Annotated in this window: 20 protein-coding genes; 11 read left to right on the top strand and 9 right to left on the bottom strand. The window is 46.7% G+C overall.

The genetic code is table 11. From position 1 onward, the window contains the following. Nucleotides 1-4: 4 nt before the first annotated feature. Nucleotides 5-1,477 carry a M56 family metallopeptidase gene (locus NO559_RS01065; protein ID WP_258329912.1) on the bottom strand — a complete coding sequence of 491 codons (1,473 nt, stop codon included), beginning with the start codon at nt 1,475-1,477 and terminating at the stop codon, nt 5-7. 11 nt (nt 1,478-1,488) lie between these two features. Beyond that, complete coding sequence (locus NO559_RS01060) at nt 1,489-1,872, bottom strand: BlaI/MecI/CopY family transcriptional regulator (protein ID WP_258329911.1); 384 nt, start codon at nt 1,870-1,872, stop codon at nt 1,489-1,491. Nucleotides 1,873-2,247: 375 nt separating this feature from the next. Here NO559_RS01060 and NO559_RS01055 point away from each other — a divergent pair, with 375 nt between their 5' ends. Together NO559_RS01055 and speB are read left to right on the top strand one after the other, a co-directional pair. Then, nucleotides 2,248-3,603 (top strand): DegQ family serine endoprotease, encoded by a 1,356-nt coding sequence (locus tag NO559_RS01055; RefSeq protein ID WP_258329910.1) that lies wholly within the window; start codon nt 2,248-2,250, stop codon nt 3,601-3,603. Nucleotides 3,604-3,874: 271 nt separating this feature from the next. Then, entirely contained in the window at nt 3,875-4,798 is a 924-nt protein-coding gene (gene speB, locus NO559_RS01050; RefSeq protein ID WP_258329909.1) for an agmatinase, read from the top strand. A 55-nt stretch (nt 4,799-4,853) separates the two neighbouring features. Here speB and NO559_RS01045 read toward each other — a convergent pair whose 3' ends face one another. Further along, nucleotides 4,854-5,699, bottom strand: coding sequence for an ABC transporter substrate-binding protein (locus NO559_RS01045; RefSeq protein WP_258329908.1), 846 nt, complete (start codon nt 5,697-5,699; stop codon nt 4,854-4,856). Between the two features lie 179 nt (nt 5,700-5,878). Here NO559_RS01045 and NO559_RS01040 point away from each other — a divergent pair, with 179 nt between their 5' ends. Together NO559_RS01040 and NO559_RS01035 are read left to right on the top strand one after the other, a co-directional pair. Beyond that, on the top strand, nt 5,879-6,736 hold the full coding sequence (locus NO559_RS01040; RefSeq protein WP_258329906.1) for a PA4780 family RIO1-like protein kinase: 858 nt from the start codon (nt 5,879-5,881) through the stop codon (nt 6,734-6,736). Between the two features lie 120 nt (nt 6,737-6,856). Beyond that, nucleotides 6,857-8,827: an LTA synthase family protein gene (locus NO559_RS01035; protein WP_258329905.1), complete on the top strand. Its 1,971-nt coding sequence runs from the start codon at nt 6,857-6,859 to the stop codon at nt 8,825-8,827. On the opposite strand, the gene NO559_RS01030 is transcribed toward NO559_RS01035, so the two are convergent. The 4 genes from NO559_RS01030 to NO559_RS01015 form a co-directional block, all read right to left on the bottom strand. Beyond that, nucleotides 8,822-9,712 carry a radical SAM protein gene (locus NO559_RS01030; RefSeq protein ID WP_258329904.1) on the bottom strand — a complete coding sequence of 297 codons (891 nt, stop codon included), beginning with the start codon at nt 9,710-9,712 and terminating at the stop codon, nt 8,822-8,824. The two genes, NO559_RS01035 and NO559_RS01030, sit on opposite strands and share 6 nt — an antisense overlap. Before the next feature lie 32 nt (nt 9,713-9,744). Beyond that, the gene (gene arsJ, locus NO559_RS01025; RefSeq protein ID WP_258329903.1) at nt 9,745-10,974 is read right to left on the bottom strand and encodes an organoarsenical effux MFS transporter ArsJ; all 1,230 of its coding nucleotides are present in this window, start codon (nt 10,972-10,974) and stop codon (nt 9,745-9,747) included. A gap of 194 nt (nt 10,975-11,168) precedes the next feature. Continuing rightward, the gene (locus NO559_RS01020; RefSeq protein WP_258329902.1) at nt 11,169-12,182 is read right to left on the bottom strand and encodes an ArsJ-associated glyceraldehyde-3-phosphate dehydrogenase; all 1,014 of its coding nucleotides are present in this window, start codon (nt 12,180-12,182) and stop codon (nt 11,169-11,171) included. Nucleotides 12,183-12,200: 18 nt separating this feature from the next. Next, nucleotides 12,201-12,545, bottom strand: coding sequence for a metalloregulator ArsR/SmtB family transcription factor (locus NO559_RS01015; RefSeq protein WP_258329901.1), 345 nt, complete (start codon nt 12,543-12,545; stop codon nt 12,201-12,203). Nucleotides 12,546-12,794: 249 nt separating this feature from the next. On the opposite strand from NO559_RS01015, the gene NO559_RS01010 reads away from it, so the two are divergent. The 7 genes from NO559_RS01010 to NO559_RS00980 all read left to right on the top strand — a co-directional run bounded on the left by NO559_RS01010 (nt 12,795) and on the right by NO559_RS00980 (nt 19,076). Beyond that, a complete protein-coding gene (locus tag NO559_RS01010; protein ID WP_258329900.1) occupies nt 12,795-13,022 on the top strand; it encodes a FeoA family protein in 228 nt (75 codons plus the stop codon). Between the two features lie 5 nt (nt 13,023-13,027). Continuing rightward, nucleotides 13,028-15,073: a ferrous iron transport protein B gene (gene feoB / locus NO559_RS01005; RefSeq protein ID WP_258329899.1), complete on the top strand. Its 2,046-nt coding sequence runs from the start codon at nt 13,028-13,030 to the stop codon at nt 15,071-15,073. A gap of 136 nt (nt 15,074-15,209) precedes the next feature. Continuing rightward, nucleotides 15,210-16,394: a porin gene (locus NO559_RS01000; RefSeq protein WP_258329898.1), complete on the top strand. Its 1,185-nt coding sequence runs from the start codon at nt 15,210-15,212 to the stop codon at nt 16,392-16,394. A 49-nt stretch (nt 16,395-16,443) separates the two neighbouring features. After that, nucleotides 16,444-16,980: an FMN-binding protein gene (locus NO559_RS00995; protein WP_258329897.1), complete on the top strand. Its 537-nt coding sequence runs from the start codon at nt 16,444-16,446 to the stop codon at nt 16,978-16,980. A gap of 11 nt (nt 16,981-16,991) precedes the next feature. Further along, nucleotides 16,992-17,756 (top strand): PepSY-associated TM helix domain-containing protein, encoded by a 765-nt coding sequence (locus NO559_RS00990; RefSeq protein WP_258329896.1) that lies wholly within the window; start codon nt 16,992-16,994, stop codon nt 17,754-17,756. Between the two features lie 77 nt (nt 17,757-17,833). Next, complete coding sequence (locus NO559_RS00985; protein ID WP_258329895.1) at nt 17,834-18,199, top strand: glutathione S-transferase N-terminal domain-containing protein; 366 nt, start codon at nt 17,834-17,836, stop codon at nt 18,197-18,199. A 115-nt stretch (nt 18,200-18,314) separates the two neighbouring features. Further along, on the top strand, nt 18,315-19,076 hold the full coding sequence (locus tag NO559_RS00980; RefSeq protein ID WP_258329894.1) for an ABC transporter substrate-binding protein: 762 nt from the start codon (nt 18,315-18,317) through the stop codon (nt 19,074-19,076). A gap of 24 nt (nt 19,077-19,100) precedes the next feature. Here NO559_RS00980 and NO559_RS00975 read toward each other — a convergent pair whose 3' ends face one another. Beyond that, a complete protein-coding gene (locus tag NO559_RS00975; protein ID WP_258329893.1) occupies nt 19,101-20,450 on the bottom strand; it encodes a sodium-dependent transporter in 1,350 nt (449 codons plus the stop codon). A gap of 38 nt (nt 20,451-20,488) precedes the next feature. After that, nucleotides 20,489-21,907, bottom strand: coding sequence for a sodium-dependent transporter (locus tag NO559_RS00970; RefSeq protein WP_258329892.1), 1,419 nt, complete (start codon nt 21,905-21,907; stop codon nt 20,489-20,491). Nucleotides 21,908-22,131: the final 224 nt, after the last annotated feature.

Genomic DNA, 22,131 nt, shown 5'->3' with positions numbered 1-22,131 from the left:
TGGGTTAGTTCGGACTAGCTCTAGGGTTGCTGGTTAATGCATCTGACTTTGAAGATGAAAGTTTAAAAACAAATTTTTCCTGTATGCCCAATACCTCAGTGGCGACATCATTAACCTGTACCGGTGTGTAAAGGTATTGGCTGATAGCACTTAGTGCGGCTTTATTAAACACTCTGTGGCTGCTGCGTATGACTCTGCCATTGATAGCTTGCCCTTGAGTATTGATATCATATTCGACTAAGGCATAGCCTTCTAAATTTTTAGCTAGCGCTCTGGGTGGATATTTCGCTAAGCCATTTTTTAGCAAGGTGAGTTTATTGCTATTGAGGGGGCGTTTAGTCAATGTCGTGTCGCTGTTTATTTTTGCGGGATTAACGGTATTAACTGCGATATCTATATTAGTGCTAACACTGTGATCAATAAATTCGGGAGGCGTGCCGATAACGATAGGGCGTATAGGTTTTTTGTTTATAACATCATCAGCGAAACCAGTTGAGTGTGATGGCGGTATAATTTTTGTGATTTGTAGCGGCCTATAGTGCCAGTTGTCCTCGTGTATTTTGGCAGTGACTTTAATAGCCGCTAAAGGCATAAGGCTTAGCCAGCATAAAGCAATAATGATTTTCCTTAGGGTGTTTACATGGCTACGGTCTATATAGCGGCTGATAATATGGTTAACGCGTAAATTAAGTTCACTAGGTTTACCTAATGCAACGCTAGCTTGTAGTTGGGTAATGCGAGCTTGTTTAACTAAAAGGCCTGCATAATCAGGTGCTGCTGTGCCTATTCTTAATACTTCATCATCTGCTGAACGCTCAGCTTCTAATGACATTCTAGTTAATACACTTTGTATACCTGGTATAGGCCAATATAAAATACCGACTAACTGACCTAATAATTGCGATAACCAATCGCGTCTAGTGATATGAGCTAACTCATGCATGAGCACCATAGTGATTTCTTGTTGGTTCCAATGCATAGCGCGCTCGGGTAATAAAATTACAGGCTTAATACAGCCCCAGGTTAACGGTGAGTCAATTTCTGCGCTGGTTTTTATTGTTACTTTTTTTGAGCTGAACTGCGTTGTGTATGGCTGATAATGAGCACTAACATCGACCCCGCGTGAGGAAACCATAGCTATGCGTAATACCTCATAGCTTAAGCGCAGCAATTTAACGGCTAGAACTAGTAAATAAAGGCCTATGAGGTTTTGTGCTGAAAAAAGCGATATTTTACTGGCCTCACTAACAACTGGAGGGTTATTTATAGAGAGTATTGGCCATTCAATCGCGGGTAGCAGGGAGGACAACAAAGGTAATAAGGCTAAACTGATCAATGAATATAGCCATATATTATGCCTAGTGTACGCAGGGCTGAGTTCGAATTGTTCATAAAACGAATAGCTGATTATTAAGATAATCCCCGCTTTGATAAGCAAGGTTGTGAGCCCGTAGACGCTTATTAATTCGTAGGCCATTCCTTATACCCCTATGACTGTTTTTCTCGTGCTTGCTCGATAATTTTACTCAGCTCATCCAGCTCATCTTTGTTTAGACCCTTGGCATTCAGACCAAGTAGGGCATTAGCGGCTTTGGCCGTAGAACCGCCAAAAAATATTTTTACTAAACGTTGTAAGGCGCTTTGTCGTGCTGAACCCAATTTTTGTTTGGGGAAGTAGATGTATTTGGCCCCTTCCTGCCGGTGATCGATTTGATCCTTTTCTAATAGTTTGGCAAGTAATGCGCGTACGGTTGAATAGCTAGGAGCGTCTGGCATATTGTCGCGTACCTCATGGGCAGAGCAGTGCTCTTTCTCATAGAGTATATCCATGATTTGTCGCTCTCTGCGGCTAAGATCTTTATCTTTGTTCATGTCTGTTTCGCTTTATTCATGTCTAGGATAAGTGCTAATTTTTTAGCATCATGCTATAAAATTAGCACCTTGGGGCTTGCTGTCAATAAGTTAGTGCTATTTTTTTAGCATGTCGGTAGTTTGAATCACGGATGCAGAAATAACTTATTGAAAAATAAAGGTTAATATCTATCAGTGTGGGTGGTTTGCTCACTTCACGCACAGCGCTGAAGATATTACATCGCGACTATTCAGCCCTTGAAATACAGGAGGGTAACCCTATCTAGGGAAATAGGGCGTTTTACTTAAGGAACTTTTTACCCATAAATTTGTTTATTCATAGCGTGCTGCTGCCAAGGGTGGGCGCGATAACCTGTCAACAATAAGGTATGGTGGATGAAATTAACAATACGGTATTGCTTAGCATTTTTTCTTATAGCCAGCTCGGCATTTAGCCAGGCGGCTCTTCCCGCCTTTGATAGCAGCGGCAAACAGCTACCCACGCTGGCGCCTATGCTGAAAGAGGTAAACCCAGCGGTAGTGAATATCTCTACCTATGCTACCCAGCAGGTGAATAACCCCCTGCTTAACGACCCTTTCTTTAGGCGTTTTTTTAATGTGCCTGATCAACAGCGGCCGCAGCGCCAGCAGCGCCGTCAGCAAAGCGCAGGCTCGGGGGTAATTATTGATAAAGACCAAGGCATAGTGGTGACCAATCACCATGTTATAGGCAAGGCCGATGAGGTGCATGTGGCCTTGGAAGATGGCCGTAGCTTTAAGGCCGAAGTGCTGGGCTCAGACCCAGAGTTAGATGTAGCGGTGTTAAAAATTGAGGCGGATAATTTGGCCGAGGTAAAACTTGCCGACTCAAATTTTTTAGATGTGGGTGATTTTGTGGTGGCCATAGGCAATCCCTTTGGGCTGGGGCAAACCGTTACCACCGGCATAGTCAGTGCCTTGGGGCGCACCGGCTTAGGTATAGAAGGCTATGAAAATTTTATTCAAACCGATGCCTCTATTAACCCCGGTAACTCTGGTGGCGCGCTAGTGAATTTGCGTGGTGAATTAGTGGGTATTAATACCGCTATCTTGTCACCTGCTGGTGGCAATGTAGGAATAGGTTTTGCCATTCCCATTAATATGGTGAAAAGTAGTATTGACCAATTAGTCGAGCACGGCGAAGTTAGGCGCGGCCAGATAGGTGTTAGCATTCAAGATATTACCCCTGAGTTACGCAAACATTTTAATTTAGAAAATGGCCAGCAAGGTGTGTTTATTACCGGTGTTAGCGAAGGTTCGCCAGCCGACAAAGCTGGCTTAAAAGACGGCGATGTGATTATTGCCATAGACGATGAAAAAACCACTTCGGCAGGGCATTTGCGCAGCCAAATTGGTATGCGTGCTATAGGCGATAAAGTGGCAGTAACCCTGATCCGCGATGGCCGCGAGAAGACTATCAAGGTCAAAGTTGGCGAAAGCCAAAGCCTAAGTCAGCTTAACAAGCGCTTACATCAATTATTAGATGGTAGCCGGTTTGAAGATAATCCCGATGGAGGTGTGTTGGTGGCCGGCTTGGCACCTAGTTCGCCAGCGGCTTATAGCGGTTTGCGAGTAGGCGATGTCATCATAGGCGCTAATCGTGAAAGTGTTAGCAATGTCAAAGAGCTAGAAAAGGCGCTCAAGAAAAGTGATGACTCTATATTGCTGCACGTTAGCCGCAGGGGCAGGGCGTTTTACCTAGTATTGCGTTAAGCACGTTAAGATAGTTTATTGAAAGCCCATTATTGATTGATAGTGATGGGCTTTTTCTAGAAAAAGATAAATTGCCTATACCCACTTAGCATAGTCGACGCTTTTGTAAGCTTTTTCTATTATTTGTGCGGTCGCAAACTTCACGACTTTAAACTTTGAATTCCGCTATGGGCTGCTAGCTAGCTAGTGCCGAGAATCCCACAGCGAGAGCACTCTGTGCATTTCTCGATGCCAATGTTGGCATAATCGATAAATGAAATAGGAGACGCTCATGTCTAATACTAATGAAACACTGTTCGGCCAAGGTGCCAATACCTACGCCAATATTTTTACCTATATGGGCCTGCCCCTAAGCCGCGATTTGAACGACGAGGTTGATGCGGTGGTGATGGGAGTGCCCTACGACCTTGCCACCACAGGTCGCTCGGGTGCTCGCTTTGGTCCCACCGGCATACGCCAGGCTTCATCACAATTACGTTGGGAAGAAAAGCGCTGGCCCTGGCGTTTTAGTTTGGCTGATAAACTCAAGGTCATTGATTATGGTGATATTACTTTTGAGGATGCCTACCACGAATCCATGATAGAAGAGGTGGTGGCAGCGGCAAGCCATATTCTCACCGCAGGTAAAACCTTATTAACCCTAGGGGGCGATCACTTTATTACGCTGCCATTACTGCGTGCCGTGCATAAAGTATATGGCAAAGTGGCTTTGGTTCATTTCGATGCGCATACCGATAATGAACAGCGCGAAGAAGTTATTAATCACGGCTCTATGTTTCATCACGCCCCTATAGAAGGCCTGATCGATAGTGATAAAAGTGTGCAGGTGGGTATACGCACTGAATACGATTATGACAATCACCCCTTTACAGTTTTGGATGCCGCCTGGGCTAATACCCATAGTGCTGAAGAAATCGTCGCTGAAATAAAAAAGGTAGTCGGTGATAGCCCGGTGTATTTAAGCTTTGATATAGACTGTTTAGATCCAGCCTACGCCCCGGGTACCGGTACGCCAGTGGCCGGTGGTATTAGCTCTGATAAGGCCATGCAAATTATTCGTGCGCTGGGTGATGTCAATATAGTAGCCATGGATTTAATGGAGGTGGCCCCCGCCTATGATCATGCTGATATTACCGCGTTGGCGGGTGCAACGCTGGCCTTAGAGATGTTGTATATGATGGCGGCAAAACGCTAATAGCGTGATTAAGCGCTGCGGGTTTAACTACTAGCAGCGCTTTTTCATCTTCGGCTTAATGGCCTTCAAATTGGGGCAGGCTATGGTCGTTGCTCAGCTCAGGAAAATAATAGTAGTAACTACCTATAGGCCTGCTGATAAAAAAGTCTTTTAATGCCCCGCTGTTAAATAAGCGTTGAATATTTTTATCGTATAGTCGAGCTAAGTTTTGCCCATGCGCGCTATTGGGAAACACCAAATAGATAGGTTTACTATCTAGTATTTTGAGGCTGACTTTATTGGGTACTAGCTCACCTTCAGTTTTAGATAATCTTTGCAATGCTGCATAGCTATCGTAAAAGGCATTAATAAAATAATCACTGCGGCCAGACAAAACCATTTTTATACCTTGGTCTATGCTACCTATTTCATTAATTTTGGCGCTAGTGTCTATATAGGCACTGTAGTCATAGCCTCTTATTATGTTAATACGGCCTTTGAGTTTGCCCTCGCTAGGCACCTGTTGTGTGCTTTTGTACAGCACAGAGGTGTATTCGGTGATTAGGCGTGTTTTAGGGAAGGTAAATCGCTGCTCTCTCTCGGGAATTTTATAAGCGGCGGCCATCACATCCACTTGCTGCTCTTCAACTAGTTTAAGCCCACGCATAAAGGGGTCTATGCGGTGTTTAATGTGTATGCCCTCGGGCTCATAAATGGCCCGTAAGATCTCAAAATATAAACCACTGCCATCCCTATTGCAGGTGCCAGGCCAGTTGTCGCAGCTCACGGTTATTTGTGTGATGTTGCCTAGAACTATCTCAGCTTGAGAGTAAGGGCTATAGGCAGTGAAAAAATTTAATACAAAAATCCCCACCATTAGGCGGCCGATGGATAGTCTATTGCTGGGTTGTGGCGCTGGCATATGTGCCCTCAGAGGTTAAGCTGGCTAGTAATGTAGCAGGCCAGTAAAGTATAGTCCAAAACACGACAGCATAATTTAGCGGCAGCCAAAGGCGATAAAATGTTAGAATGCTGGCCGTTTTGAGTAGGGGCTGCCAAGGGCACTGCCCATATATCTGTAGTTCATGTAGTAAGGACAATATGAAAGTACCTAAACGCCTGCAACCCTTGGTGGATGATGGTTTAATTGATGAAGTGCTCAGCCGCTTAATGAGTGGTAAAGAGGCCGATATTTTTATCGTGCGCTGTGGCAGCGAGATACGCTGCGCCAAGGTGTATAAGGATGCCGTTAAGCGAAGCTTTAAAAAAGCCGCGCAATATCAAGAGGGCCGTAAAGTACGCAGTGGCCGTCGTGCTAGAGCCATGGAGAAACGCTCTAATTATGGCCGCAAGCAGCAGGAAGAAGTATGGCAAAACGCCGAAGTGGACGCGCTGTCGCGTTTAGCCCGCGCGGGGGTGCGAGTGCCAGAAACCTTTGGCTGCGTCGATGGTGTGCTGCTGATGGAGTTGGTCACCAATGATGAAGGCGAGGTAGCGCCGCGCTTAGATGATGTAATGATGTCGGCTGAGCAGGCCTTAGAAGACCATGCCACCATGATGCACTACGTGAAGCTTATGTTGTGTGCAGGCTTGGTGCACGGTGACCTCTCTGAATTTAATGTATTGGTCGATGACTACGGCCCGGTGATTATAGACCTGCCGCAGGCGGTAAATGCCGCGGCCAATAATAATGCCCAAAGCATGTTAGCCCGCGATATTAATAATATGACCCGCTATTATGCCGAGTTTGCTCCCCAGCTATTAAATACTCGCTACGCCGAAGAAATCTGGGCCCTGTATGAAGAGGGGGCTTTAACCCCAGAAACACCACTGACTGGTTTGTTTGAGGACGATGGCACCAGCGCCGATGTTGACGCCGTATTAGAAGAGATCAAAGCGGTGATGCAAGAAGAGGAAGAAAGGCGTCAGCGTTTACAAGAGGCTGAAGAGGGCGATTAAGCCCTGCTCGTCTTTTTCGCCAATACAAAAGGCTAGCGCTGCAGATTGTAGCCGGGCTGGCTCGCTAATTTTAAGCTTGTCTTAAGACTATCTTAAGGTTGGTTGCGTACAGTACTTGCCATGACTACCTACGCAGCTGCCACCAGCCCCCATAATCCTTCGCCATTAGCCTTATTAAAGCCCTATGTTTTTATTATGGGCTTGGGGCTTGTCATGTTGTCAGCTTTTCGAGTTGGCTATATCGCATGGCAATGGGATAGAGTGGCTGCTTCGCAGGGTCTAGGATTTTTGTTACTACAAGGCTTGCGCTTTGATGTGCTGATGCTATCGGCCCTGCTTATAGTGCCGCTTAGCCTTAGCCCCTTGCTTAACCAGTGCAGAGCCTTGCACCGTTGCTGGTCTGGTCTATTAAAAGTGTACTTGTGTGCGGTGTTGCTGTGGCTATTATTTATGGAACTGGCCACCCCAAACTTCTTAATGCAATTTGATGCCCGCCCCAATATTTTATTTGTAGAGTATTTGAAATACCCCAAAGAAGTATTGGCCATGCTATGGGGCGGCTTTAAAGGTTCTATAACCCTTGCTGCTGTTATGCTACCTGTGGTGGCCGTCATTGTATGGCGGCTTTTACCAGCCTCTAACCCCGTTTATTTAACTTGGCCTAAGGCTTTGGCGTTGTCGTTAATATTATTATGTCTATTAGGTTTAGCTGTTCGATCCAGTCTTGGCCACAGGCCTGCCAATCCTAGTGTGGTGGCTTTTTCTAGCGACTTAATGGTTAACGACATAGCTTTAAACTCCAGCTACTCATTGTTATATGCCATCTATGAATCTACTAGGGACGAAAAAGGCGTGGTAGCCTATGGCGATATGCCGGTAGACACAATGCTGGCACTGGTAAAAGCTGAGATGCGGGTGCCTGCCAGTCATTTTATCACCAGCGATATTCCTACCTTACATAAGCAAGTCGCCTTGCATACGCAGACCAAAGCAAAAAATATCGTGATTATTTTAGAAGAGAGCCTAGGGGCAGAGTTTGTCGGTAGCCTGGGCGGTAAACCCCTAACACCTAATTTAGATGTACTAGCCGAACAAGGACTATGGTTTGAAAAACTGTATGCCACGGGCACGCGCTCGGTGCGAGGTATAGAGGCGCTAATTACCGGATTTACGCCCACGGCTGCCCGTTCGGTAGTGAAGTTAAGCAAATCGCAGCGCGGCTTTTTTAGTTTTGCCGAAGTGCTGAGGCGCAAGGGTTACGATACCAGTTTTATTTATGGTGGTGAGGCTCACTTCGATAATATGCAGCGCTTTTTTATTAATAATGGGTTTAATAAAATTATCGAGCAAAAAGATTATAGTAATCCTCAGTTTGTCGGATCTTGGGGGGTGTCGGACGAGGACTTGTTTAGTAAGGCTGATGAGCTTTTTCAAAGTTACGGCGATCAACCTTTTTTTAGTTTAGTGTTTAGCTCCTCTAACCATAATCCCTTCGACTTTCCCGATGATCGTATAGTTTTATATGATCAGGAAAAAGCCACCGAAAATAATGCGGTTAAATACGCCGACTACAGTTTGGGTCAATTTTTTAAGCAGGCTAAGCAGTCCCGTTATTGGCATAACACCCTGTTCTTGGTGGTAGCCGACCACAACTCTCGCGTGCGTGGCGCCAACTTAGTGCCTATAGAGTATTTTCATATACCGGGCTTGATTATCGGCGGCGGCGTGCAACCAGCGGTATATAGCAAAGTCAGTAGCCAAATTGATTTGCTGCCTACGCTACTTTCTATGGCCGGTATAGACGCTGAAACACCCGCTATAGGTCGTGATTTAACGGATCCTAAATATGCCGCCAATCCGGGTAGGGCGATTATGCAATATAATAAAACACAGGCTTACCGCGAGGGCGATCAGGTAGTGGTATTTGAGCGTAATAAGCCCGCTGTGCAATATGTCTATAAAGAGGGGCAATACACTAAGTCTGTCGTGCAAAGTAAAGCTTTATTGGACAAGGCTCTGGCGCATGCCATGTTTGGGCCCTACGCCTATCAGCGGGGTAATTATCGCCTGCCAGATGAAAGCCTGTTATAAACCACGCTGCCACTCCTCCCTAAGTGGTATTAATCCCGGCTTATTAATAGCGGTATCTAATATGTCTAAGAGTTTGGCTTTATCTTTACCTAAGGTGCCTTTTAAGGCCAAGTAATTTGAGGCGTGATCACTGCGGAATATAGTTTTATCTAGTTCTAGTTGGCTAATAAAACTATGCATTTCTTCAAACAATTCCATTTTATTAAGCTTGCGCCATTGCCCTTTAAAATTTTTAGCAAAGCGCTGGTCGCCGTTGGGAAGCTCTAGTACCAGCATACTTAAAAAATTAGGCTGTGCTTCGTTCATTAGCCGGGCAGAGTTTTTAGCATGTTGGGCGCTGTAGTTCGGCCCGCCTATGCCATTTAATATCATCACTGAGCTGGTCATGCCTGCTTGCTTTATTTTTTGCAGGGCCGAGAGTGAGCTTTGATAGTTTTCGCCTTTTTCTATTAGCGTTAGCAATTCATCGTCACCGGTTTCGCAGCCTACATACATATAGTCCAGGCCCAGCTCTCGCAGGGCGGTTAATTCGGCTACGCTTTTGTTTTTTAAGTTGCGGGGTAGGCAGTAGGCCGATACCCGTCGTACCTTGGGGTAGTACTGTTTAATGGTGCTGAGTATTTCGGTTAAGCGCCGCACCGATAAGGTCATGGCATCGCCATCGGCTAAAAATACCCGGTCTACCGGGTAGCCGGCGTTGGCTAGGGCGAGTAGTTCTTGTTCTAGCTCTGCTATAGGTTTAACGGTGAATTTTTTTTGCGGCGCGGTATACATATCGCAAAAGGTGCAGTTATTCCATGAGCAGCCGTTGGTGACTTGCAATATCAGCGAGCGCGCTTCACTGGGCGGGCGAAAAACGGGTTGTATATAGTCAAGTGGGTACATGGGTCTATGTCGGTTGTGTAAATCTGGCTGATTTAATGGCCATGCCTAGGCAGTGCCAGTGATATTAAGGCGGTGCAAATAATAAGCGCGCAGGAGGCCAGTAAGCAAGCGATAAACCCCTGCTGCATATAGAGGTAGCCCGAGGCTAAAGTACCCAATAGTCGCCCCAAGGCATTAGCCATATAATAAAATCCCACATCTAAGGATGCGCCATCGGCCTTGGCGTAATGCACAATTAAAAAGCTGTGCACTGATGAGTTAATGGCAAATAAAAATCCAAAGAGCATTAGGCCGATAATGGTTAACGTTTGCGGGGCTATCTGGCTAGTCAGCGCTAGCGCTAATAAGCTAGGGGCTAACAGTAATAAGCTAGCCCATGTGAGTGCGGCTTTGCCGTCGGGGGCAGCGGCGTTTTTTTTATGGCCGGTAAGCCTAGGGGCAAGCCCCTGAATGATACCGTAGGCGATAATCCAGCTAGCGATAAAAGCACCGGCTTGCCAGTGATTCCAAGCCAGTTCGCTAGCTAGGTATACCGGTAGTGCTACAGCAAACCAAACATCCCGCGAGGCAAATAAACATAAGCGCGCTGCCGATAAAATATTAACAGCCCTACTGGTAGAGAATATCTCGCGAAACTTGGGTTTGTAACTGGCCCGGCCTAAGTCCTTGCGCAACAAAAACCAGCTGGTTAGGCATACCAGTATTAAACCGCACACCATGATTAAAATGGCCTGATGAAAGCCAAAGGCTGCTAGTAGGCCGGCCCCTAGAAAAAAACCCACACCTTTTAAACTATTTTTAGAACCGGTTAATAGTGCCACCCATTGGTAGAGTTTAGCTTCGGCGTTGCTGGGTATTAGTTGTTTTATTGCGCTTTTAGCGCTCATTTTGTTAAGGTCTTTGGCTATGCCTGATAGCGCCTGCGCCGCCATTACCCAAGCCACGCTTAATAGCCCATTGGGCACTAATAACATGCTTAGTGCGACTATTTGCAATACTAAACCTGCTTGCATGGTTTTGTTTAAACCAAAACGCGCGCCTAGCCAGCCCCCTAATAAATTTGTTACTACGCCAAAAAATTCATAAAACAAAAATAAAAAGGCAATAGCTAGGGCGTCATAACCCAGTTGATGAAAGTGCAGCACAATCAGCATGCGCAAAGCACCATCAGTAAGGGTAAAGGCCCAGTAGTTAGCGGTAATTATTAAATATTGCTGCAGGGCGGGGTTGCTTTGTTTGAGTGCTGTTAAGTTTTTAAACATAAGGGGTTTAAAAGAAGTCGCTAGTTATAAGTTCCTAGATGCTAGAAAAAACGGAAGATAATAGTTGACAGAAAGTGGAGTGACGTCGATTTTTGACTAGCGACTAGCGACTAGCGACTAGCGACTAGCGACTAGCGACTAGCGACTAGCGACTAGCGACTAGCGACTAGCGACTAGCGACTAGCGACTAGCGACTAGCGACTAGCATCTATGGCTCCCACTTTGTATACCAGTTCCGCGCAGCGATTGGCGTATCCCCATTCGTTGTCATACCACAAAAATAATTTTAACTGGCTGCCGTTTACTACTAAGGTGTGGTCGGCATCGACTATGCAAGAGCGTGAGTCGGTTTTGTAATCTATAGATACCAGCGGCCGCTCTTCAAAACCTAAAATACCTTTTAACTCGCCTTGTGCAGTGGTTTTAAACAGCTGGTTAATTTCTTCGCGGCTTACTGCGCGTGGCATTTCAAATACGCAGTCGGTGAGCGAGGCGTTGGTGAGTGGCACCCGCACAGCATGGCCATCGAGTTTGCCTTTTAGTTCGGGGAATATATGGCTAATCGCCGTGGCTGAGCCGGTGGTGGTGGGGATGAGGCTGCTGCCGCAGGCACGAGCACGGCGCAGGTCGCTATGTGGTGCATCCAAAATGGTTTGGGTATTGGTAATGGAGTGTATGGTGGTGATGGAGCCGTGCTTAATGCCTATGTTATCCATCAACACTTTTACCGCCGGTGCCAGGCAGTTAGTGGTGCAGGAGGCGGCGGTGACTATGGGATGCAGGGCGGGGTCGTATAAATGGTCGTTCACGCCCATCACAATATTAAGTACGCCTTCTTCTTTTACCGGAGCGCTAACCACTACTCGTTTTACTCCTTGCTCTAAATAGGCTTGTAGCAGTGTTTGTTTTTTCATAAGCCCAGATGACTCTATCACCACGTCGCACTGTGACCAGTCGGTATCGGCGATGGCTTTATTATGGCTAACAGTCAAGCGGCGCTTGCCTATGTGTATCTCCTCGGCAATCGCTTTGGCCTCATGCTGCCAGCGGCCGTGTACCGAATCAAAGTTGAGCAAGTGGGCGAGGGTGGCGGCGTCACCGGCGGGGTCGTTAATCTGTACAAACTCTAACTGGGGGTTATCCCAGCCAGCTCTTAGGCTTAGACGGCCCATGCGGCCAAAGCCGTTGATACCTACTTTAATAGTCATGTTGCTACTCCTTATCTATTAACAACAGTTCAGCTTGCGCTGGGGTCTGCTGCCCATGGCTTGTAGTTGCTGGCTGTGCTGGGCAATAAAGCTGGGATTGGCCAGGCGGGTTTGTTGGATCACGGTTAAGGCCCAATCCGGTAATTGTGGATTGAGCTGGTAAAACACCCACTGCCCTTGGCGTTTATCGCTAAGCACACCTGCAGCACGTAATTGTGCGAGGTGGCGGGAAATTTTGGGTTGGCTTTCGGCCAGTGCCGCGACCAGTTCGCACACACACAGCTCATGCTCTTGCTCAATAAGCATTAGACAGCGCAGCCGAGTTTCCTCGGCGAGGCATTTGTAAAAAATAACGGGGTCCATGGCAGTTTGCTCGAGGCTATTAGGCTATATTCGAAAAACCATATATATGGTATTCCATATATTGGCCGTTGCAAACAGTAAATAAGCAGAAAATAGTTGATGCTTATCAAGTACAGGCTGAACTGTGCAAAAAATATCAGCTATTTGCGCTAATCTCCCTTGCTCTTAATCGCCTTTACATTAATAATAATGAGAATGATTGTTAATTAGATTTGAGCGTTCTGCTCTTCGGGAATACGAGCTGCCTAAATGATGACTTTAAACCAACTCCATATTGGCCAATTAGCCACTATTTTGAACGTGAATAGTGATAATGCCCTGGTTCGTCTATGTGATGCCATGGGGCTAATTCCCGGCGCGCCGGTTACCGTTTTGCGCCGCGCCCGCGGCAAAGGACCTATGCAAATTAAAAGCATGGGCACCCTTTACGCCATACGCAGCGATGATGCTGAATTGATTCAAGTCGTTGCTGCATAACCGCCGTGAAAGAACTCGCTATTATAGGTAGCCCAAACTGCGGCAAAACCACTATATTTAATCGCCTTACCGGCACTCGTCAACGCACTGGCAACTGGCCCGGGGTTACCGTTGAGCGCAAAGATGGCCGCCTCAATTTAGCGGATCAGCAGCTCAATGTGGTGGATTTACCCGGGGTGTATTCCCTGCATGATGATATACAGGGCATAGAGGCCCGCGTTGCTCACCAATACCTCAGTGAGCAAAACCCCGAATTAGTGTTAATGGCCTTAGATGCCACCCGCCTGCCCAGGCAGCTGGCGCTACTGCCGGAGTTGTTGGCCATGGGCAAACCGGTGTTGCTGGTGGTGAATATGTTAGATACCGCCGCAGCCGAAGGTATTAAGGTCGATCTAGCCGAGTTGCGCAAGCAAACGGGCTTGCCAGTCGTTGGGGTCACCGCCTCTACCGGCGAGGGCTTTGATCAGCTTAAGTCGGCTATCGCCAGCTTGTTAGTAGCTTATCCTGCGTTGCCTAAAACGGTGGATGTTAAGGCGGTAGCCGCCGCTTGTTATGTAGAAAACTACGGGGTAACCCGCACTGAGCGTATTGATCACTGGATGCTGCATCCGCTGCTAGCATTGCCCATCTTTTTGCTGGTGATGTATATGCTGTTTACCATCTCGGTCAACTTGGGGGCGGTATTTATAGATTTTTTCGATATCGTCTTGGGCAGCCTTTTTGTAGAGACTCCGCGCTGGTTATTGCTTAGCCTAGGTGCGCCAGAGTGGTTGCAAGCTTTTGTGGCCGATGGCGTGGGCGGCGGTGTGCAGCTAGTGGGGACGTTTATCCCCACTATAGGTTGTTTGTATTTGTGTATGTCGGTATTGGAAGATTCCGGCTACTTATCCCGTGCCGCCTTTGTTATCGACCGTATGATGGCCAAAATAGGGCTGCCCGGGCAGGCCTTTATCCCCCTGATTATAGGCTTTGGCTGTAATGTGCCTGCGGTAATGGCCTCAAGGGCTTTGGGGCAAGTAAGTGCTCGCTTAACGACTATTTTTATTGCTCCTTTTATGTCCTGCGGTGCGCGTTTGTCAGTGTATGTTTTTGTGGGTACGGCGTTTTTCCCCAGTCAGGCGCAAAACGCCATATTTGCTTTGTATTTACTGGGCATACTGGTGGCTATCGCTTCGGCCTGGATTTTGCGCCGCTCATTATTTGCCAATGTAGAGGCGGCTAATGTCACCGAAATGCCCGCCTATCATAAGCCTTTGTTGCGCAATATATTGACCCAAACTTGGCACCGCTTATCGTCTTTTATATGGCGCGCGGGTAAGCGTATTGTGGCCGTGGTTATTGTGATTAACGTGGTGTCCTCATTGGGCTCTGACGGCAGCTGGGGTAATCAAAATACCGAGAAGTCAGCATTGTCGGTGGTGGGCAAAACACTAACCCCAATGTTTACGCCTATGGGTATAGGGGAGCAGAACTGGCCAGCCACGGTGGGCTTGTTTACCGGACTATTCGCTAAAGAAGTGGTGGTGGGTACCTTAGATACCTTATATGCGCCGCCGCTGGTGCAGGCCTCGGATGAGGTGAGCTTGCCTAGCTACGGGGCGGACCTAGCCGAAGCCCTAGCCAGCATCGCTGAAAATGCGGTGGGTTTGGTGACAGCCTTTACCGACCCGTTAAAAATTACAGCTACCCAAGAAGAGATCACCGCTCAGCAGCCCGGTAGTTACCAGGCCATGCAAAACCTGTTTCCCTCGGCTTGGGGGGCGTTTTGCTACTTAGTATTTATTCTGCTTTATGCGCCCTGTGTTGCCACTATAGGTGTGATGCAAAAAGAGGCTGGGCAGGTTTGGCTGAGCTTTTCGGTAGTGTGGAGCTTGCTGCTTTCTTATTGGCTGGCGACTAACCTGTGGCATATTGCCCTGCTGTTTTCAGCACCGCTGGCGGCTGGTAGCTGGATAGTGGGTTCTACAGTTTTGCTGTACGTAGCTTATCGCTTAATCATGGCGCAAATGCGGCGCGGTATGCGCGATCAAATCCCGGTGGTTAATCTATAGCTGTTTAATTAATGGCTACGGGCTAAAAAATTTTCTCAAGGTAAGTTTTTTTCTTTTTAGCTATTGATAATCATTCTCACTAGCATTACTATTCTTGCAACATTAAAAACGAGACTCATAGGGGAGTTCACCATTCATGTTTAAGCAAACCATCTTAGCGGCGACTATTAGCGCTGCAGCTATTACTGCGCAAGCGGCCGAGCCTTTACCTAGCACGGCAGATATGTGGAAAGTGATACAAGAGCAACAACAAGAAATTAAAAACCTTAAAGGTCAACTACAGCAAACTGAAACTAAAGTTGCTGCTACCGCCGATGCAGTTGAGCAATCAGCTACTGGCAAATTGTCAAAAATGGCCGAGTGGGTAGAAAAAACTAAAATCGGCGGTTACGGCGAGCACCACTTTAACCGTTTTGAAGACAAAGATGACAAAGTGGACGCCCACCGCTTTGTGATGTTTTTGTCACACCAGTTCTCTGACACTGTGCGTTTCTTCTCTGAAATTGAGTTAGAGCACAGCCTAGCCGGTGACGGCAAGCCCGGTGAAGTAGAGCTGGAGCAGGCTTATATAGAGTGGGATTACACTCAGGGTCACAGCGTACAAATGGGTCAGTTCTTAATTCCTGTGGGCATTATGAACGAAACTCACGAACCCGATACCTTTTACGGTACTGAGCGCAACGTGGTAGAAGCTAAGATCATTCCTGCGACTTGGTGGGAAACCGGTATTATGTTTAACGGCGAAATCGCCCCCGGTTTAAGCTATAGCGCTGCAGTGCACAGCGGTTTGGAAACTGACGAAGCTAACATCCGCAGCGGTCGTCAAAAATCAGCGAATGCCGTAGCCAACGACTTGGCCTATACCGCGCGTATTAAGTACACCGGCGTACAAGGTTTAGAGCTAGCTGCTACCGTGCAATATCAAGAGGATATTTCTCAAGGTGCTTTAGCCACAGCTGACGCCATGCTAACCGAAGTACACGCTATCTACAGCATAGACGCATTCTCTGTACGTGCCTTATGGGCCGAGTGGGATGTAGACGGTGACGTTTTTGAAGCCGCTGGTACTGACTCACAAGAGGGCTGGTACATAGAGCCTTCCTACAAGGTAACCGATAGGTTAGGTGTATTTGCCCGTTACAGTGAGTACAACAACAAAGCCGGTTTAAGCAGCTCTGTGGATTATGAAATCTGGGATTACGGTGTTAACTACTGGTTGACTCCTAACGTGGTCTTAAAAGCCGATTACACCGACTATGTTAACGACAGCACAGGCACCGATGACGATGCCTTTAACCTAGGTATAGGTTGGTCATTCTAAGTCTTAATGACGAATATCTTGGGGCGCATTGCGCCCCTTTTGAGTTTTTATGAAAGCATTTATTGCCGTCTTGCTACTGTTGATGAGCGGCGCTAGCTGGGCGCAAAAAGGACAATTTATCAGCGTGGCTGAGTATCAGTCGCGTTTTTTTGCTAATGATGCCCCATGGCAAACCCTGTGGGTGGATAAAACCCTGCGCGCCGAAATAGAAGCTATTTTAGGACGGCGCTTTAGCACCTTGCGGCTGCGCTATTGGGGCGATAAGCAGCGCACCGGCTGGGTATTGGAAGAAATAGGCAAAGAGCTACCCATCACCGTCGGCGTGGTGGTAGAGGCGGGGAAAATCTTCGACCTCAGCATTTTAGAATACAGAGAAAGCCGTGGCGGTGAGGTGCGTTATCCCTTTTTTACTCGCCAGTTTCAGCAAGTGGCCTTGGCTCAGCAATCGCAGCCACAGTTGGATAAGTCCATAGATGGCATCACCGGTGCCACATTATCCGTGCGTGCATTGAAAAAAATCGCTACACTCGCTCTTTTTTTACATCAACGCACACCGTTTTATCAGCCCATAAACAACAGCCCCTAAGCCTATAACCCATGAAGCTAACACTGCTACAGTATAAGACCCTCAGGCCCTGGCTGTGGCGTTGGCATCGCCGGGCGGGCTTGGCGGCGCTAATAGTCGTAGTGTTGGTTACTGTGACCGGCTTAATGCTGAATCACACCTCAGAACTCTCTTTGGGTAAAACCGCGGTGAGCAACGAGCGCTTATTGGGCTATTACGGTATACAAACTCCCAAGTTAAGCTCTTTTGCCGTTAATGATGTTTGGTTTAGCGGTGATGATAAATCACAGTTGTACTTTAACGAGCAACTTATAGGCACATGCCAGCAATCGTTAATTGCGGCTGTTGCGCACCAAGGCTATTACTGGCTAGCCTGCCAACAGCAAGTGATAATGCTCAGCCCCCAAGGCGAAGTGATAGATAGCCTCAGTGCGGTATACGGCTTACCGGTGCCTATAGTCAAATTTGGCTTATGTGAACAGCAGTTATGCTTGGCCACCGCTCAGCGCAGTTTTGTGATGGATGCGGAACAATTTATTTTTACACCTGTGGATGCAATCCAGCCCCTGGTAAATGCTGAGGCTAACTTACCTCTAACAATAGAGCAGGCCATTATTCGTGCCTACAGAGGTCAGGGCTTATCTTGGGAACGGGTGTTATTAGATTTACACAGCGGTCGCCTGTTTGGTAATGCCGGAGTATGGATAGTGGATGCGGCGGCGCTATTGCTGCTGTTTTTATCTCTGTCGGGTTTTGTGTTGTGGTATCAGCAATATAGTAAAAAGAAAGTGCGCTAGTTGATTAAGGCCTGCGCCGCCATAGACCATAAAGATCATAGAGATCATTACGTTAAAGATGTTAGTTATAGAGGTAAGTGGTTTTGTTAAAAGTATTACGTTTAGTATTGGGTTATAGCATCGTTGCCATCAGTTTTATCACTAGCCCACGCAAGGCTAAACGCCCCCCTGCACAGCAGGCCCATATTAACCAGTTGGCTGAAGATTTAACCCTGTATCAATTTTATGCCTGCCCTTTTTGTGTAAAGGTTCGCCGCGCCCTGCGCCGCTTAAACATGCCTGTGGCCACTATCAATGCCCAACAGCCTGAGCACAAAGCCGAGTTGTTAGAGGGTGGTGGTCGGGTAAAAGTACCCTGCTTAAAAATAGTTGAAAACGGCTCAACCCAGTGGCTATACGAGTCTAAAGCCATTGTTGAATATTTAGAAAAACGCTGTGCCTAAGCTGCGGCGGGCTATTAATTAAATACAGTGTGTTTTTATAGCTAAATAGCATTGCCCAGTTTCTGACGGCGTCTACACTATAGGGACTAGTGTTTGCTATCAGGAGTTTGTTGAGTTGAAGGCATTAAGTCGTTTATGGATGAGCGCTGTGATCTTGCTTGTTTGGGCTAGCTGCTGCTATGCCAGTCCGGAAACACTGATCTTTTATTCCTATCACAATGCCCCCCCTTTTATTATTAACAGTGACTCTGCTAGCGGTCTTAACTATGACTTTGTTAAAGCCATGCAGCTGGCAGTCGGTGAAAAATACACTATTGAGTATCAGTTTATTGACAGGGTGGCATTGAATCAGCGTCTAGCTGAGGATAAGCCCACCATATTGATGTGGGCCAACCCCAAGTGGTTTGATGTACAGGGCTTAAACTTTTCTTGGACGCAGGCGACTTTTTTAGATTCCGATGTGGTAGTAAGCCTACGCAGCAGTTCGTTTAAATATGAAGGCCAAGAGTCTCTGCTGGGAAAAACGGTAGGGGCTAGGGCTGGACACAATTATTCAGCTGCTGTGCCATTGCTAGGCAGCGAAAAAATAAAACGTGTTGATGCCAGTAGCGATGAAGAAAATATTGAAAATTTATTAAGTGGTAAAGTTGATGCGATTTTTATCGTGCGCTCTAGTGCCTTGTATATAGCCAGGGCTAAAGGCTATGTTCCGTCGTTATATATGTCAAAAAAACCACTGTATACCTATAGACGATATCTATTACTTACTCATCACTATCAACATGTAATGGACGATGTTGACCGGGCAATTATGGATTTGTCCGATCAATTTTTTTGGCAAAAACGATTAAAGCTATACGATTTAAATAGTTTATAGCTGCCGCTTATTTTGAGCGATAGATTAGCTTAGGCTTTGTGCAAAAGTTGCCAGAATTAGTAGCGGGCATACCACTCTCACATACCAAGGCCATATTTTCCAAAACAAACTGTTTTCAATATTGCTATTGCCTTGTTTTAGCTCCTGTAATAGCGCGTTGCGATGCATTACCCAGCCAGCAAACACACAAAACATTATGCCCACTAAAGGCTCGCTGTATTTAGTGGTGAGATCGACTACAAAACCAAACAGCGGGTCAAAATTAAAAATAATCACTGAGCTAATCGCTAAACAAATGCCACCCATAATCAGGGTTGAGGCTAAGCGGCTAAGTGAGGTTTTTTCAACCGCTGTAGACACCGGCACCTCTAGCATAGAGATGGAGGAGGTAACCGCAGCTATGCTCATTAAGGCAAAAAAAGCGGTAGCCACTAGCAAGCCGGCGCTGCCCATAGAGCTAAACAGCGAGGGTAGTATTTGAAAAATTAAGCCCGGCCCGGCAATTAAATCACCGGCCTCATTAAAAATCACTGTGCCATTATGCTGCGCCACATAAACAGCCGGGATGATTAGCAGGCCTGCCGTAAAAGCAATGGCTAAGTCTACACAGGTAACAATGGCACCTAACTGCGGCAGGTTTTCATTTTTATCCACATAGGAACCGTAAATCAGCATCGTGCCTACACCTAATGACAGTGAAAAAAAGGCCTGCCCTAAGGCGCTAATTAATAAATCGGGGTTGAGTACTTGGCTGAGGTCGGGTAGTAAATAAACCTTTAACCCCTGCATTGCACCCGGCAGGGTGAAAACATAAAGTATTAGCAAAACCAATAAAATCATTAGCAAGGGCATGAGTCGTCTGGACCATTTTTCTATACCGCCTTCTATGCCGCAGGCAATAATGCTCATGGTTAAGCCAGCAAAAATCACGCTGCTGCTGAGATTGCGTGCTATAGAGTCAGTAACCAGCCATTGGGCAATGGCTTCTAGGCCCACAATATTACTGATGGCCTGCCCCAGGTGGGAGAGCATCCAACCGGCGACTATGGTGTAAAAACTCAGAATTAAACTGGCAATTAATACCCCGTAATAACCTACGCCTTGACCGATAAACCGTAGTAAGGGCTTAGTGCTGAGTGAGCCCAGCGCGGTGACTACATTGGCACGGGCGTGGCGGCCGATGATAAGTTCAGCCATCAATGCCGGGTAGGCCAGTAAAAAGGCTAGTAGCAAACACACCAATACAAATGCTGCGCCACCATTACTGGCGGTTTGGGTGGGAAAACCCCACACGTTACCTAAGCCAACCGCAGAGCCCGCAGCGGCCATAATAAAGCCAAAGCGCGATGAAAACTGACCTCGAACTGTACTCATAGTGTGTTCCTGAATGTGTGGCAATAAATTATTGTTATTTAACCGAGTAGTGCGGCGCCAAAGAATTTTTGCGCTACGGTGTTGGCAAAAATAATGAGTAGGATTAAGGGAATAAACGTGGCTAGCGAAAAGTTAATATAGCGCTCAGTTAATGAGCCTTTAAAGTTGTTATCGCCTTTTTCGACTTCAGCGTTAAAACCTCGCTTCCAGCGGTAGCGCACAAATAGGCATACCAATAAGCCATTTAGCGGCAAAATGGTGTCATAAAACACGTCGACGACAACATCAAAAAAAGATTTGCTAGCGCCTGCATAGCTCACAAAATCAGTAAGCCAGCCCACCATGCCAAAGGAAACGGCGCAGGCTATGGTGAATAAGGCCATGGCGCTATTCAAGCGTATTAGGGCTTTTTTACGTGGCAGGTGCAGGCTATCAATTAGGCTGGAGTTAGGCACTTCGGTAATCGACACCATAGAGGTGATGGCGGCAAAAAAGACTAATAGAAAAAATATAGCTGCCACAGCGCTGGCACCGGTATAGCCAATTAATGTTTGCAGCTCTAAAAATATTTGCGGCAGGAAAGAAAAAATCATTGCTACCGAGGAGTTGCTCAATTGCGATGTGTCGGTGTTGGGGTGTAGGGCAAAAATAGCGGGTAAGACTAATAAACCAGCACAAAAGGCTACCGCGGTATCGGTAAGGGCAATAAGCTTGGCGCTGCTGGTAATGCTTTCTTTTTGATTAACATAGGAACCGTAGGTAATTAAAATCCCCATACCCAGTGATAGCGAGAAAAAAGCTTGCGATAATGCGCCGTTAATAACTTGTGCGTTGATCTTGCTAAAGTCAGGGATTAAGTAATAACTGACACCCGCCCAAGCATTATCCAGAGTTAACACAAAAGCCACCAAGCCTATGAGCATAATAAATAAGGCGGGCATCATAATTTTAGCTGCCCGCTCTATGCCATTTTTGACCCCGCTTAATAAAATAACGTTAAGTAGGCCAGCCACTACCAGCAAATAAATAAAAATCTTTTTATGATTGATAAATTGGCCAAAGGTATTGGCCTGGGCTAATGCATCTAAGTTACCGCTAATAATTTCTACAAAGTAACCAAAAATCCATACCGTTATCACCATATAAAACACGGCAATCATAAAAGGGGTGAAAAAGGAGAGCAGCCCAGCGATTTGCCACAGCGAGCGGTTGCCCGCTTGTTTGCGATAGGCGCCTATGGGGTCTTTTTGGGTGTTTCTGCCCAGGCTAAGTTCAGCCACCATTACCGGTAGGCAGATAAATGCAACAAACAGTGCATAGATTAATAAAAAGGCACCGCCGCCGTTTTTAGTCGCAGCCACGGGAAACCCCACTAAATTGCCTATGCCCACGGCAGAGCCGGCAGCGGCCAAAATAAACCCTAAACGGGAGCCAAATTGTTCACGGGAGCTAGTCATGCATTCTCTCTTTTTATTTCAGTAGTGAGGTCTTTAGGCGTTAGCCGCCGATAATAACAAGCTTTGTTAGTGCTTACCTTAAAAAAGCGATGCCAGTGCTTTTGTTAGCAAGCTAAAAAGTTGTTTAAAAAGTAGGCGGTCGTATGCGCAGCGCTGGGCTTTTATAAAGCATAGCCTTGATACAGATCAATGCATATTTATGGCTGCCACTTAGTTAGGTAAAT

Source organism: Dasania sp. GY-MA-18 (assembly GCF_024734385.1).
GTDB lineage: Bacteria > Pseudomonadota > Gammaproteobacteria > Pseudomonadales > Dasaniaceae > Dasania > Dasania phycosphaerae.
This window is presented reverse-complemented; position numbering and strand designations above follow the sequence as displayed.